Annotated in this window: 10 protein-coding genes; 3 read left to right on the plus strand and 7 right to left on the minus strand. The window is 69.1% G+C overall.

The genetic code is table 11. From position 1 onward, the window contains the following. The 7 genes from HW445_RS02135 to rpsL form a co-directional block, all read right to left on the minus strand. The coding region (locus HW445_RS02135; protein WP_180219319.1) for a LysR family transcriptional regulator at positions 1-886 on the minus strand (886 nt) is incomplete at its 3' end. A gap of 249 nt (positions 887-1,135) precedes the next feature. After that, positions 1,136-2,224: an endo-1,4-beta-xylanase gene (locus tag HW445_RS02140; protein WP_180219320.1), complete on the minus strand. Its 1,089-nt coding sequence runs from the start codon at positions 2,222-2,224 to the stop codon at positions 1,136-1,138. 223 nt (positions 2,225-2,447) lie between these two features. Then, a complete protein-coding gene (locus tag HW445_RS02145) occupies positions 2,448-5,600 on the minus strand; it encodes a glycosyl hydrolase 115 family protein (protein ID WP_180219321.1) in 3,153 nt (1,050 codons plus the stop codon). Positions 5,601-5,978: 378 nt separating this feature from the next. Further along, a complete protein-coding gene (gene tuf / locus HW445_RS02150) occupies positions 5,979-7,172 on the minus strand; it encodes an elongation factor Tu (RefSeq protein ID WP_108954826.1) in 1,194 nt (397 codons plus the stop codon). 164 nt (positions 7,173-7,336) lie between these two features. Beyond that, positions 7,337-9,463: an elongation factor G gene (gene fusA / locus HW445_RS02155; RefSeq protein ID WP_180219322.1), complete on the minus strand. Its 2,127-nt coding sequence runs from the start codon at positions 9,461-9,463 to the stop codon at positions 7,337-7,339. Positions 9,464-9,502: 39 nt separating this feature from the next. After that, entirely contained in the window at positions 9,503-9,973 is a 471-nt protein-coding gene (gene rpsG / locus HW445_RS02160) for a 30S ribosomal protein S7 (protein ID WP_003998848.1), read from the minus strand. Positions 9,974-9,975: 2 nt separating this feature from the next. Beyond that, positions 9,976-10,347 (minus strand): 30S ribosomal protein S12, encoded by a 372-nt coding sequence (gene rpsL / locus HW445_RS02165; RefSeq protein WP_003948652.1) that lies wholly within the window; start codon positions 10,345-10,347, stop codon positions 9,976-9,978. 523 nt (positions 10,348-10,870) lie between these two features. Between rpsL and HW445_RS02170 the strand changes: the two genes are divergently transcribed. From HW445_RS02170 to HW445_RS02180, 3 genes are all read left to right on the plus strand, one after another. Continuing rightward, positions 10,871-11,581: a Crp/Fnr family transcriptional regulator gene (locus tag HW445_RS02170; RefSeq protein ID WP_180219323.1), complete on the plus strand. Its 711-nt coding sequence runs from the start codon at positions 10,871-10,873 to the stop codon at positions 11,579-11,581. A 130-nt stretch (positions 11,582-11,711) separates the two neighbouring features. Beyond that, positions 11,712-12,590 (plus strand): hypothetical protein, encoded by an 879-nt coding sequence (locus tag HW445_RS02175; RefSeq protein WP_180219324.1) that lies wholly within the window; start codon positions 11,712-11,714, stop codon positions 12,588-12,590. Further along, a complete protein-coding gene (locus HW445_RS02180; protein WP_180219325.1) occupies positions 12,587-14,746 on the plus strand; it encodes a hypothetical protein in 2,160 nt (719 codons plus the stop codon). The genes HW445_RS02175 and HW445_RS02180 overlap by 4 nt, the downstream gene beginning before the upstream one ends.

Raw genomic sequence — 14,746 nt, forward strand, 5'->3', positions numbered from 1 at the left:
CATGGGCCGCCCGCGCCTGCGTGAAGACCAGGTCGACGGCCGGGGCCGGCTGCGCCGCGCCCTGCCAGCCCAGCAGGTGCCGCCAGGTGAGGGGGGTACGGGCCAGCGGCCGCGTCACGATGCCCGGCGTCGCCGGGAACGTCGCCCGCGCCAGCCCCAGCGCCCGCCCCACCTGCACCAGGTGCACCACGGACGAGGTGTCCGTCTCGTACAGACTGCGCGGGGTGAACCCGGCCCGTGTGCAGGCCGCGGAGAAGCAGTCGGCGAAGCAGCCGTCCCCCGGCACCGCTCCCCAGTCCTCACCGGCCAGCTCGGCCAGGTCGATCTCCGCCCGCCCCACCAGCGGATGGGTGGCCGGCAGCATCACGTGCACGGCGTCCACCGCGATCTCCCGCCAGGACACCTGCGGCGCGGCCGGCGGATGCGCGGACCCGCACACCCCGACCAGCGCGAAGTCGATCCGCCCGTCGGAGACCTGGGTGGCCAGTTCCCGCTCCGACCAGGTGGTGATGGTGGACACCGGGACGCCGGACTCCTCGTCGGACAGCCGGGCGAGCAGGCCGCCCAGCAACGGCCCGTGGGTACCGCCCAGCCGGAAACGCCGCAGGCCGGAGCGGGTGCGGGCGAACAGCGCGGCCTCCTGCTGGAGTTCCTCCACCGCCGGCAGCACGACACGGGTCCGCGCCAGCACCAGCTCACCGAGGGGCGTGGCCCGTACCCCGAGCCGGCCGCGCTCGAAGAGGACTCCGCCCAGCGTGCGCTCGATCCTCTTCAGCTGCGCGCTCAGCGTGGGCTGGGACAGTCCCAGCGCTGTCGCCGCGCGGGTCAGACTGCCCGCGTCGGCTATCTCCCTGATCACTCTCAGATGCCGCAACTCCAGCTCCATGAACGGAGCTTGGGCCCTCGAAAGGGCACGTGCAAGGGCCGGGGGAACGGCGGCGTCCAGGGGGCGGTGCCCGGCGCGTCCCCGTGGGCGGACCCCGCACGGCAGTGCGCCCCCGCCGGAGTGATGGAGGACTCCGGCGGGGGCGCGTCACCGGCGGGCGGCGCGGGGTGGAGAAGTGCCCGCCGGAGCCGGTTCCCCCTGCCGCGTCGACCGGGCAGGGGGGATGCGGGCCTCAGCGGCCCGTGTGGGTCAGTTGCGGCCCTCGGCCAGCTCCTGACGCACCGCCCAGTAGGACGGCTTGGGGGCGTAGGACTCGTCGTAGATGTTGGCGGAGCCCTCACCCGAGAAGACGCCGGGCACCCACGAGTACTGGTCGGCGAAGCCCCAGATGGTGAACGAGGTGCACTTCCTCTGGTTGAGGCAGGCGTCCAGCATGCCGCTGAAGTAGTCCGCCTGGCGGCTCAGCTTGGCCTCGTCCATCGGCATCACGCCGCGCACGTCGACCTCGGTGAAGGAGGACTCCACGCCCAGGTCGGCGAAGCGCTCGAGGTTCTGCGGGATGTCGCCCGGGAAGCCGTACTGCGTGCTGAGGTGGCCCTGGATGCCGAAGCCATCCACCCGGACGCCCTGCGCGCGCAGGTCCTTCACCAGGTTGTAGTACGCGGTGGACTTCGCGTTGACGCCCTCGACGTTGTAGTCGTTCACGTACAGCTTCGCGTGGGGGTCGGCCTGGCGGGCCCAGCGGAAGGCGTCCGCGATGTAGGACGGGCCGAGCTGCTGGTACCAGAGGGACTGACGGTAGCTGCCGTCCTCCTCGAAGACCTCGTTGACGACGTCCCACTGGTAGATCTTGCCCTTGTAGTGCTTGGCCACCGTGGTGATGTGCTCACGCAGGATCTGGCGCAGCTCGTCCTTGGAGATCGAGCCGTCGGCCACGCCCGAGGTCAGCCAGCCCGGGAGCTGGTTGTGCCACAGCAGGGTGTGGCCGCGGACCCCCTGGCCGTTGGCGCGGGCGAAGTCGACCAGGTCGTCGCCCGCGCTGAAGTCGTAGACCCCGCGCTGCGGCTGGAGGGTCTCCCACTTCATCACGTTCTCGGCGGTGACCGAGTTGAACTCACGGGCCGTGATCTTGCGGTACGTGGAGTCCTCGGCGAGGGCGTCCATGTTGACCGCGGTGCCGAAGAGCAGGTGGCTGCGGGCGGCCAGGGCCTTCAGCGGGGCGCCCTTGGCCTGGTGGTGGTGCGGGCCGGCGGGAGCGGCCTGCGCGGAGGTGACGGCGCCGGTGAACAGCAGCGCCCCGCTCGCCATGACGGCGGCAGCGGCACGGAGGTGCTTCATTGCGGTCCTCTCGATGGTGCTTGGTGTCAGTGGTGCGTGTGTCAGTGGTGCGTGTGTCAGTGGTGCGTGTGTCGGTGGTGCGTGTGCCGGTGATGCGTGGCGGCGCTGCGCGAGGCGTCAGCGGCCGCCGGCCGCCGCGCGGCCCCGCGTGGGGGCGGCGGCGGTGGGGAGGGGAAGCGGGGAGGAAGGGGCGCCGGACCTCCCCAGGCCGGCGCCCCTGGTCTCAGCGGACCCGGTGGCTCTCCACCGGGCCGAGGTAGGTCTCCGGGAGCCCGCCGGTGTCGACGATCAGCCGCTGGAGGACGACGGTCGGGTCGACCACCCAGAACCGCAGCTTGTGGACACCGGCCTTGGCGACCGTGTGCACCGACGACGTGCGGTTGACGTTGTCGGAGGTGTGCCGCGCCCAGCGCTTGTTCATCCCGCCGTCGTCCGGCCCGGTCGCCGCGATGATGTCCACGACCTGCGGGGCCTGGTCGTCGAAGGAGACCGCGTACTTCAGGCCCGGACGGTTCAGCGCCGGGTTGCGCGGCGACACGTAGGCCCAGACGGTGACCTCGCCCGGGGTCAGCAGGGTGACCTCGTACTCCAGGTACGGCGACCCCGCGCCCGGGGTCTGCGCGGCGGCGGTGACGGGCACCGGCTCCATGCCCGCCTCGTTGCGGCCGATGCCGTCGATCCGCAGCCAGTCGACGCCGTTCGCGGCGACCGCGCGGGAGTAGTGGTGGGCGTCGACGGCGACGTAACCGCCGGCCTCGACGAAGCCCTTCAGGCCACGCGGCGAGACCCGGTCGGCGACCGCCTTCACGGTGACGGTGCGGCCGGTGCCCTCGATCGTCAGCTCCGCCTCGGTGCGGCCGGACGGCGCGCGGTTCCAGTCCACGGAGACCGTGAGCCGGACCTGCTTGCCGACCGTGCCGCGGGTGCGCTCCACCCGCAGCCACGGCGCCGAGGAGGTCACCCGGTAGTCGAAGGAGCGCGAACCGCGGTTGAAGATCTCGACGTACACGTCGTCGCCGGTGCGGTACGGGCTGAACTCCGGGAGCACCGCCGCCACTTCGGCCTGCGGCCACCAGTCCTCGGAGCCGCTGACCGCGACGCCCATCTCCGCCGCGGCCGGCACCTCGATACGCCGGACCTTCGGGAAGATCTCGTCCTTGATGGCCACGTTGTTCAGTTCGGGCTGCTGCCACGGGGCGTTGGGGCCGTAGCGCTCGACGTCGCCGTAACCGATGTGCGGCTGGAGCTGGAAGTCCTTCCACTTGCCGTCGGCGATCTCCGTGTTGAAGACGTCCTGCAGGCGGAAGTCCTCCTGGAGAGCCGCCTCGGCCTTGTCCGCGTACTCGTTGGTGAGGGCGCGGCCCTGGCGGGCGTAGAGAATGTTGGTGAACTCGGCCTCACGCAGGTAGTACACGTTGGCCGTGGCCGCCACGTTGTAACCGACCAGCTCGAACCAGGCGTCCTGGGCGGAGGCCGGCAGCTTCCGGGCGACGCGGGCCGCGTCCCGGTCGAGCTCCCGCCACGCCTGGGTGACGCGCTCCAGCTCGCCCCAGTGGAACGGCGTCTGCTGGTCGTCCTGGACGACCGCGCTGTCGTCCTTGGCGAGGTCCTTGGTGGGGTCCAGGGTGATCCGGCGGTTGAGCAGCTCCGGCTTGCGCAGCTGCTGCAGGTGGGCGTACCGGGAGAGGATCTCGGCGATCGCCTCGGCGTGCTCCTCGCCGAAGTGCAGCTCCGCGTAGCGTCGCTCCCACTCCGGGATGTTCTCCAGCTCCCAGCGCTGCGGGTCCCAGGCGTAGTCCATGAAGAACTGGGTGGGCACCTCGTTGCCCTTGAGGTCGCCGACGTTGGTCATCCACAGGCCGTGGTTGCCGTAGGCGACGGCCTGGTGGAGCTGGTCCCACATGTTCGGCAGCGACGTGGTGTCCACCCACTTGTAGTTGCGGCCGGCACCGACGTAGTCGAAGTGGTAGTAGATGCCGTAACCACCGGAGCGGGCGGGCTCGTCGGGGTCCGGGTGCATCCGGAGGTTGCCCCAGTTGTCGTCGCAGAGGACGACCGTGACGTCCTCGGGGGCGCGCAGGCCGCGGCTCCAGTAGCGCTGGACCTCCTTGTACAGGGTCCACACCTGCGGCACCGCGGTCTCGGAGCCGAACACCTCGGCGATGATCCGCCGCTGGGTGGCGATGATGTCTTCCATCAGCTCGATGCCGTCGCCGTCCGGCAGGCTGACGTCACCGTTGCCGCGCATGCCGAGGGTGACCACGCCCTCGAAGTCCTCACGGTGCATCCGCTCGATGCCCTCCCGCCAGTACGCCTCGATGGCGGCGCGGTTGCGGCGGAAGGACCACTCGCCGGTGCCCCCGTACGGGTCGCTGCCCGGGGTCGTGATGTTGCCCGCGGAGTCACGGACGGCGGCCTTGGCGTGGCGGTTCCACTCCTCGATGCCGCGCATCATCGGGGCCTCGTGGGAGGTGCCCATGACGACGCCGTAGGCGGTGGCGCGGGCGTGGTTCTCCGGGTCGTCCTCGGCGAACGCCCGGCCCCACACGGCCGGCCAGAGGTAGTTGCCCTTCAGGCGGAGGATGACCTCGAAGACCTTCTCCCAGAAGGCCGCGTTGAAGCCGCCCTCGAAGCCCGCCGCCTTGCCCGGGCCGAAGAACTGCGGGGCCCAGGTGCCGAGGTTGGGGTTCTCGTCGTTGATGAAGACGCCGCGGTACTTCACCACCGGGGTGCCCTGGGTCCAGGAACCGGCCTTGACGTAGATCTCGCGGCGCCGCACCGGCTTGGCGTCGTCCCACCAGTACCAGGGCGAGACGCCGATGCCGTGGCTGACGTCGTAGGCGCCGAAGATCGCGCCCCGCTGGTCGCTGCCGACGATCACCAGGGCGCGGTCCACGCCCTTCATCGGCCGCTCGACGACGGCCTGCTGGGAGGTCTCCCACTTGCCTCGGATCGCGGACACGTCCAGCTTCCCGGACTCCACCAGCTGGTCCACCAGCTCGCTGCGGCCCAGGGTGCCCACGATGACGACCTCGCGGGCCGAGCCGGCCCGCGAGCCCGGCTTCACGCCGGTGACCCGCTCGACGTCCGCCCGCAGGTCCTCGGCCACCCGGACGACGCCCGCGTGGTCCCGCTCGTCGACCAGCACCGGGGCGGCGTGCCCGTTGCGCACCAGCGGGAAGGCGCCCTTCTCCGCGCGGAACACCACGTAGGCGCCGGCGTCGGTGCGGCGCGGCCCCCCTCCGGCCGCGCCGCGCCCCACGCCGCCCTGGTCCGCGTACGCGGTACCGGCCACCCCGCCGACCATGGGAAGGGCCACCAGGCCCGCCGCTGCCCCCGTACCCAGTACGGACCTACGGCTGACGTCTCCGCGCATGGCTCACCCACTCCTCGGCTGATTTTGGTAACCGGCCTGACAAATGCTGGAGCAGCAATCTGGGCACGACAATGGGTCGTCACCAACGAAAACTTTCGAAACGCGAACACCACCGGGAACATCCGGAAATCGCCTATGGAATCACCCGCCCCGGGTGTCTCGGGGCCGCGGGGGCGGACGCCCCGCGGGGCTCGGATTTCGAAAACGACGAGGGCCCGCACGAAAATCGTGCGGGCCCATATGCCCCCCTTCAGCCCCTGAACAGAGTCGCGGCGAGGTGGCTGGAAAACGCCGAAAGGCCCGCACGACGAGACGTCGTGCGGGCCTTCCTTGAGCCACAAGAGCTCAGGTCAGCGAGTGACCCTCAAGCAAGCGGACTTACTTGACGATCTTGGTGACCTGGCCGGCGCCCACGGTACGACCACCCTCACGGATGGCGAACTTCAGGCCCTCCTCCATGGCGACGGGCTGGATGAGCTCCACCTTCATCTCGGTGTTGTCACCCGGCATGACCATCTCGGTGCCCTCGGGGAGGGTCACGACGCCGGTCACGTCCGTCGTACGGAAGTAGAACTGCGGGCGGTAGTTGTTGAAGAACGGGGTGTGGCGACCACCCTCGTCCTTGCCGAGGATGTAGGCCTGGGCCTCGAACTCGGTGTGCGGGGTGACCGAACCCGGCTTGATGATGACCTGGCCGCGCTCGACGTCCTCGCGCTTGATGCCACGGAGGAGCAGACCGACGTTCTCACCGGCCTGGCCCTCGTCGAGCAGCTTGCGGAACATCTCGATACCGGTGACCGTGGTGGTGGTCTTCTCGGTCTTGATGCCGATGATGTCGACGGTCTCGTTGACCTTCAGGACACCACGCTCGATACGGCCGGTGACGACCGTACCGCGACCGGTGATCGTGAAGACGTCCTCGATGGGCATGAGGAACGGCTTGTCGACGTCGCGCTCCGGCTGCGGGATGGCGGTGTCGACGGCGTTCATGAGGTCGAGGACCGACTGGGCCCACTTCTCGTCGCCCTCGAGCGCCTTCAGCGCGGAGACCTGAACGACCGGGACGTCGTCGCCCGGGAACTCGTACTCGGTGAGGAGCTCACGGACCTCGAGCTCGACGAGCTCCAGGATCTCCTCGTCGTCCACCATGTCGGCCTTGTTCAGGGCGACGACGATGTACGGAACGCCGACCTGGCGGGCCAGGAGCACGTGCTCCTTGGTCTGCGGCATCGGGCCGTCGGTCGCGGCGACCACCAGGATCGCGCCGTCCATCTGGGCGGCACCGGTGATCATGTTCTTGATGTAGTCCGCGTGACCGGGGCAGTCGACGTGGGCGTAGTGACGCTCCTCCGTCTGGTACTCGACGTGCGCGATGGAGATGGTGATACCGCGCTGGCGCTCCTCAGGAGCCTTGTCGATGTTGTCGAACGCGGTGGCCTCGTTCAGGTCCGGGTACGCGTCGTGCAGCACCTTGGTAATGGCGGCCGTGAGGGTCGTCTTACCGTGGTCGATGTGACCGATGGTGCCGATGTTGACGTGCGGCTTAGTCCGCTCGAACTTCGCCTTCGCCACTGGGGTCCTCCTGGGAGTGGTTCTGAACGCCTTGCTTCATCGGCGCCAGGTGATCTTTGCTGGAATGCCCGGCCCCTCGGGGCATCCCCGCGCGTTCCTTACGGTTCGCGCCGGAATGCCCCTGGAGGCACGGAGTCAAGCCTAAAGCGTGGAACTCGGTGGAGTTACTCGCCCTTGGCCTTCGCGATGATCTCCTCGGCGACGTTCCGCGGAACCTCGGCGTAGGAGTCGAACTGCATCGAGTAGCTCGCGCGACCCGACGTCTTGCTGCGGAGGTCGCCGACGTAGCCGAACATCTCCGACAGCGGAACCAGGCCCTTGACGACACGGGCGCCGGCCCGCTCGTCCATGGACTGGATCTGGCCACGACGGGAGTTGATGTCGCCGATGACCTCACCCATGTAGTCCTCGGGCGTGGTGACCTCGACGGCCATCATCGGCTCGAGCAGCACGGGGCTGGCCTTGCGCGCGGCCTCCTTGAACGCCTGCGAACCGGCGATCTTGAAGGCGAGCTCGGAGGAGTCCACCTCGTGGTAGCCACCGTCGAGCAGCGTGACGCGCACGCCGGTCATCTCGTAACCGGCCAGGATGCCGAACTGCATGGCCTCCTGCGCACCGGCGTCCACCGAAGGGATGTACTCCTTCGGGATGCGGCCACCGGTGACCTTGTTCACGAACTCGTACGACGCCTCGCCGCCCTCGATGGGCTCGATCGCGATCTGCACCTTGGCGAACTGACCGGTACCACCGGTCTGCTTCTTGTGGGTGTAGTCCACGCGCTCGACGGCCTTGCGGATCGTCTCACGGTACGCGACCTGCGGCTTGCCGACGTTGGCCTCGACCTTGAACTCACGGCGCATACGGTCGACCAGCACCTCGAGGTGCAGCTCGCCCATGCCACCGATGATGGTCTGGCCGGTCTCCTCGTCCGAGTGAACCTGGAAGGAGGGGTCCTCCTCCGCGAGACGCTGGATGGCGACACCCAGCTTCTCCTGGTCACCCTTGGACTTGGGCTCGATGGCGACCTGGATGACCGGCGCCGGGAAGTCCATGGACTCCAGGATGACCGGGGCCTTGTCGTCCGACAGCGTCTCACCGGTCGTGGTCTGCTTCAGACCCATGACGGCGATGATGTCGCCGGCGCCCACCGAGTCGATCTCCTCACGCTTGTTCGCGTGCATGCGGTAGATCTTGCCGATGCGCTCCTTCTTGCCCTTGACGGAGTTCAGCACCGAAGAGCCGGACTCCAGGCGGCCCGAGTACACCCGGACGAAGGTGAGCTTGCCGAGGTGCGGGTCGCTCATGATCTTGAAGGCGAGGGCCGCGAGCGGCTCGTCGTCGGACGGCTTGCGCGTGACGACGGTCTCGGAGTCCTTCGGGTCCGTGCCCTCGATCGCCTCGATGTCGACCGGCGACGGCAGGTAGCGCACGACGGCGTCGAGCAGGGGCTGAACGCCCTTGTTCTTGAACGCGGTGCCGCAGAACACGGGGGTGACGGTGGTGCCGCCGCCCTTGCCGGACGCGATGGTGATACGACGGATCGCCGCGTAGAGCTGCTCCTCGGTGGGCTCGTTGCCCTCGAGGTACATCTCCATCAGCTCTTCGTCGTTCTCGGCGACGGCCTCGACCAGCTTGCCGCGGTACTCCTCGGCCTGGTCCTGGAGGTCGGCCGGGATGTCGACGACGTCGTACATCTCGCCCTTGGTGGCCTCGGGCGAGTAGACCAGGGCCTTCATGCGGACCAGGTCGACGACACCGACGAAGTCGGCCTCGGCACCGATGGGCAGCTGCATGACGATCGGCTGGGCGCCCAGGCGGTTGACGATCATGTCAACGCAGCGGAAGAAGTCCGCGCCGGTACGGTCCAGCTTGTTCACGAAGCAGATACGCGGAACGCCGTAACGGTCGGCCTGACGCCACACCGTCTCGGACTGGGGCTCCACGCCGGCGACGCCGTCGAACACCGTCACGGCACCGTCGAGCACGCGCAGGGAGCGCTCCACCTCGACGGTGAAGTCGACGTGACCCGGGGTGTCGATGATGTTGATGGTGTGGTCGACGTCTTCCAGCGACCAGTGACAGGTGGTGGCAGCAGAGGTGATCGTGATGCCACGCTCCTGCTCCTGCTCCATCCAGTCCATGGTCGCGGCGCCGTCGTGGACCTCACCGATCTTGTAGCTGACGCCGGTGTAGAACAGGATCCGCTCGGTGGTGGTCGTCTTGCCCGCGTCGATGTGGGCCATGATCCCGATGTTGCGGACCTTGGCCAGGTCAAGCGAAGTGGTAGCCATAAGGCTTCAGTCTTCTCTCGGTCTCGATGGGGTCTGCGACTACCAGCGGTAGTGCGCGAAGGCCTTGTTGGACTCGGCCATCTTGTGCGTGTCCTCGCGCTTCTTGACGGCCGCACCGAGGCCGTTCGAGGCGTCGAGAAGCTCGTTGAGCAGACGCTCGGTCATCGTCTTCTCGCGACGGGCGCGGGAGTAACCGACCAGCCAGCGCAGGGCCAGCGTGTTGGCGCGGCCGGGCTTGACCTCGACCGGAACCTGGTAGGTCGCGCCACCGACACGGCGGGACTTGACCTCGAGGGTCGGCTTGATGTTCTCGAGAGCGCGCTTCAGCGTGATGACCGGGTCGTTGCCGGTCTTCTCGCGAAGGCCCTCCATGGCGCCGTAGACGATGCGCTCGGCGGTGGAGCGCTTGCCGTTCAGCAGCACCTTGTTGATCAGGGAGGTCACCAGAGGAGAACCGTAGACCGGGTCGATGATGACCGGGCGCTTCGGGGCGGGGCCCTTACGAGGCATTCTTACTTCTCCTTCTTGGCGCCGTAGCGGCTGCGGGCCTGCTTGCGGTTCTTGACACCCTGGGTGTCGAGGGAGCCACGGATGATCTTGTAGCGAACACCCGGCAGGTCCTTCACACGGCCGCCGCGCACGAGCACGATGGAGTGCTCCTGCAGGTTGTGTCCCTCACCCGGAATGTAAGCGGTGACCTCGATCCCGCTGGTCAGACGCACACGCGCGACCTTACGCAGGGCCGAGTTCGGCTTCTTCGGGGTGGTCGTGAACACACGCGTGCAGACGCCGCGACGCTGAGGGGAACCCTCGAGTGCGGGCGTCTTGTTCTTCTCGACCTTGTCCTGCCGGCCCTTCCGGACCAGCTGCTGGATCGTAGGCACTACTTCTCCGGTTTCTGTGTGCCGAATGGTGAAGCTAACCTGGAACGTCACCGACCCACGCGGTCGGGTGTGTCGAATCCGGCGGACCTTCGCCGCTAGGCGAGAACTGCGCAGATCACGGTGGCCGGTGCGGACTCCCCTTGCGGTGGAAAGGCACGCAAGGGGGCCAGGGCACACCCCAGGCACAAGGTCTGAGCGTACCTACCGCATACGCCGTGGTCAAAACAAATGCCCCAGGGTCCTTCCTGATCCTCGGACACCCTTCGCGACCGTTGCCGGCCGCAGTCCCACGACCTCGCCAGGGACGCTCGCTCGCCGCCCCTTCGTCTTCACGTCGGGCGCGGCGCCGCCGTCAGCCGGGCCGCCCGTGTCCGGCCCCGGCTCTGCCTCGGCCTCGGCCGGTCCGTCGCCCGATCCAACGCGCCTGACCGGATCTCTACTCCCCTCACTCCGTTGGCCTGTACAAACACTGGTGACCGTCAGATCTTCTACGGCGGAGCGGGAACCACAAGAGGGGGGCCTCATGGACAATGCCGCGGCACCGGAGCTGTACGAGGACAGCGCCCTGGACGATCGCGTCCCCTTCCTCGCCCGCTTGGAGAGGGAGGACCGCACGGCGCTGCTGGCACTCGGCCGGCCGATGGATTTCGCGGCCCGGGTCACACTCTTTCACCAGCAGGAACCCTCCTCCTACGTGCTCCTGCTCACCCAGGGCTGGACCAAGGTCACCGCTTCCGCCGCCAACGGCTACGAGGCATTGCTGGCCCTCCGCGGGCCCGGCGACATCATCGGCGAGGCCGCCGTCCTGACCGGACGGCCCCGGTCGGCGACCGTCACCGCTTTGGAGGCCGTGCGGGCCGTGGTCGTGGAGCAGGACAGGTTCCGGGACTTCCTGAGCCGCTCCCCGGCCGCCGCCTTAGCGCTCCTCGGCCTCACCTCCGACCGGACCCGCGCCGCCGACCGGCGCCGTCTCGAGTTCGCGTCCCTGTCCGTGCGGGAGCGCCTCGCCTCCCTGCTGCTCGACCTCGCCCGCTCGCACGGCCGCCGCATTCCCGAGGGCATCGAGCTGATCGTCCCGCTCAGCAAGCAGGAGCTCGCCGGCTCCGTGGGCGCGTCGCGGGAAATGGTCCAGCGCATGCTGCGCGACCTGCGCGGCCGTGACGCCGTCCTCACCGGTCGGCGCACCCTGGTCGTCCGCAGCCCGGAGGTGCTGCGCCGCATCGCTGGTCGCTGATCCCACCACCGTGCACGCGTGTCGCTCTGTGCACACCGTCACAGTTCCGGTGGGCCATAAGTCCTCACAGCCCGACCCTCACGTGCCCCATTGTCTGAGCCGTACATCCGGGCACTTGCGAAGGGCGACCATGACCGACCCCGTCAACCGCACCATCTTCCTGCTCGACATCGAACGGTTCAGCGACCGTGACGACGTGGAGCAGGCCTACCTGCGCCGCATGCTCTACGACGTCACCGACCGGGCGCTCGCGGCTGCGGGCATCGACGAGAACCAGCGGCTGCGCCAGGACGCGGGCGACTCGGTCATGGAACTGATCGATGCCAACGCCTCGGTCACCGCCCTCCTGAGATCGCTGCTCACCGAGGTCCCTGCCCGGCTGCGGGCCGTCAACCGCATGGCATCGAGCTCCGCGCAGATCCGGCTGCGCTGCGTGCTCGCGACCGGGTACGTAGCGGTGGACAAGCACGGCTGGGTCGGCTCCGACCTCAATCACGCCTGCCGTCTGCTCGACGCACCACTGCTCCGCGCAGCGCTTCGGGAGCGGTCGTCGGACTTCGTGCTCTGTGTCTCGGAAAACCTGTACGCGGGTGTGGTGCGGCATGGGCACCACGGAATCGTCACCGAGGATTTCCACCGGATCACCGTGGACAGCAAGAACGGGCCCCTCCGGGCCTGGCTGCACGGCCCCGTGCCTGCCGCGGCCCCGGCACAGTCGGTGGCGCCCACCCCGCAGACCGCCTCTCCGCACCCGGCAGCCCCGGAGACGGCAGCCGCCGAGGTCCCCACGACGCTGGCGGCGCCCGCCGGGCCTGGGGCGACGCAGGCCGCCCCGCCGTCCTCAGCCGAGCCCGAGGCTCCCGCCCAGACCGGTCCCGTCTTCAACTTCAACGGAGTGGTGACCTTCGGAGGCGGCGTGGCCGGCGGTGACCAGCACGGTGTCAGCGGCGGTCACGTGACCGGCGATGTCGTGATGGGCGGCAGGCATGTCGGGCGGGAGGACCAGTGACGATCACCCCTCCGGCGGAGGAGACGCCGGCCGACCCGGACAGCCCCCTCACCGCCGAGGAGCCGTCGGAGGAGCAGGAGCTGCCGCAGAATGCATGGTCGGCACGGCAGGACCTGTTCGACCACAGCCCTCGCTCCCTGAAGCTCGGCTCCCACGCCCGATTCGGCGGCGGCATGGCCGGCCAGGACCAGCACGGCGTCAGCGGTGGTCAGGTCACCGGTGACGTCATCATGGGCAGCAAGACCGAGATCCACCATTGGTCCCGTCCCGCCACGAGCAATGCCTCCGGCGAGGTACCCCAGGCCGCTCTGGAGCGGTTGGCCGCATCCTTCGTGGCCCCGGACGGCTTCGAGACACTCCTCGCTCGACTGCGCGACGACCGCTGCCTGGTGCTCTCCGGCTCCCGTTTCACCGGCCGCCGTACTGCCGCGCTGAAACTGCTGCACACCCTGGGCGCATCCCCGGTCCACCTCCTCGACCGCGACACCGACCCGAAGGACCTCGCCGACCGTTGCGCCGGCCTCGACGACGAGGCCCGCCCCGCCCGCGGCTTCGTCCTGTGCGACCTTGCCACCCGCCGTGGCAACCCGCTGCGCGAGTCCCACCTGCTGGCCGCCGCCGCCCGGCTGCGACAGCGGAACGCATATCTGGTAATCACAGTCGACCGGACCGCAGTGCTGGAGGAAGTGCCGAACAGCGAATGGACGCCGCCTGCACCTCACCAGGTGCTCACCTCCCGTCTGCACTCTCTCACCGGTCCGGGAGCCACGGCCCGTCTGCTGGCCCTGCCCGCCGTCCAGGAGTTCCTCGGGCGAAGCCACCAGTTGAGGGAGACCACGGAGTTCGCCGCAGTGCTCGCCCTGCACGCCAGTGGTGAGGGCGATGCAGGAGCAGTCGAGAACTTCTCCCTCGCCATGGTGGAGAAGCAGGTAGGCGAATGGTTCGCGGACGAGGAGAACTCTCTGCCTCTCCGGGAGAAAGCCTTCCTGATCGCGCTCGCCGCCTTCGACGGAGGCCCCTACGCCCTCACTGCCGAGGTGGGCGACGACCTGTACCGCCTCCTGCAGCGCACCGAGAATCCCTCCCGCACGCTCGACGTACCCGTCTTCGGCATGGACGCCGGCAAGCGTCTCCAGGCGGCCCGCGCCCAGCAGTACGAGGGAGAGGAAAACACCGAGTGGGGGCAAGTCGTCCAGCGCAAGGCGGCTTTCATCGACGACCGCACCGCCCCTGTGCTGCTCCGCGAACTGTGGTCCGCCCACCCGTCGGCCCGGCCCGCTCTCATCGGCTGGCTGCGTCGCCTCGCCGAGGACGGCAGGGCCTTGGTCCGTACCCGCGCTGCCTTCACGGCGGCTGTCCTGGCCCGCGCGGACCTGCCGTCCGCGATGGCCCTGCTGATTCAGCCCTGGGCCTCCTCCCGCTCGGCACGGCAGCGGCAGGCCGCGGTGAACGCCCTGGCCCTCGCGCACATGCTCGGCACGCCCAACATCCCCCGGATCTTTGACCAGTGGTCCCGCAACGGCGACCGGCACCGCCGCTGGGTGGCCGTGCGAGGCTACGCCCTCATCGGCCCGGAACGAGCCCGGCAGGCGCTCTCCTCACTCCGCGAAGCCGTGCGCCGCCTCTACGGCAGTCTCGGCGCACCGGACAGCTTCGATCTCCGGTCCGCCCAGGAACTCGTCGAAGCTGTCGAACTGTTGATCCACTCTTCGGCCGGTGAAGAAGTCCTCGACGAACTCGTGGCCCATCTCGACGACGACATCGCCGTGAGGACCCTCACCCTGCACGGCTTCCTCGCCGCCTGCGGGCACACCGAGGACGACGAACCGTACGGACCGCCTCTTCTTCTCGGCCGGTACGCCCGGGCAGCCCGGAAGGAGACCCCGGCCGCGCGGCTGATCCCCCTGCTGTGGCGACGGGTCCTGTCGGACCTCAGCACCACCGAGGAGGCCCTGGACATCATGCGGACCTGGGTCCTCGCCGCGGCCCACTCCGGGGAGACCGAGTGGGCCCTCGCCGCCCTCCTGCCCCGGCTGGTCGAAGTCCGCACCGACGCCCAGCGGCTGAGCCATCTCCTCCGCACCATGCCCGGTGAGGACGGGGCGCCGCCGCCGAAAGCCGCGGACCGTCTGTCCTCCATTCTTCCTTTCCACTGA

This window comes from Streptomyces sp. UH6 (genome assembly GCF_013421635.1).
Lineage (GTDB): Bacteria > Actinomycetota > Actinomycetes > Streptomycetales > Streptomycetaceae > Streptomyces > Streptomyces abyssomicinicus.

What these genes read in the sequence shown, in the direction of transcription:
- HW445_RS02140 (WP_180219320.1), bottom strand. Translation starts at nt 2,224, where the DNA reads ATGAAGCACCTCCGTGCCGCTGCCGCCGTCATGGCGAGCGGGGCGCTG.
- HW445_RS02145 (WP_180219321.1), bottom strand. Translation starts at nt 5,600, where the DNA reads ATGCGCGGAGACGTCAGCCGTAGGTCCGTACTGGGTACGGGGGCAGCG.
- fusA (WP_180219322.1), bottom strand. Translation starts at nt 9,463, where the DNA reads ATGGCTACCACTTCGCTTGACCTGGCCAAGGTCCGCAACATCGGGATC.
- rpsG (WP_003998848.1), bottom strand. Translation starts at nt 9,973, where the DNA reads ATGCCTCGTAAGGGCCCCGCCCCGAAGCGCCCGGTCATCATCGACCCG.
- HW445_RS02170 (WP_180219323.1), top strand. Translation starts at nt 10,871, where the DNA reads ATGGACAATGCCGCGGCACCGGAGCTGTACGAGGACAGCGCCCTGGAC.
- HW445_RS02175 (WP_180219324.1), top strand. Translation starts at nt 11,712, where the DNA reads ATGACCGACCCCGTCAACCGCACCATCTTCCTGCTCGACATCGAACGG.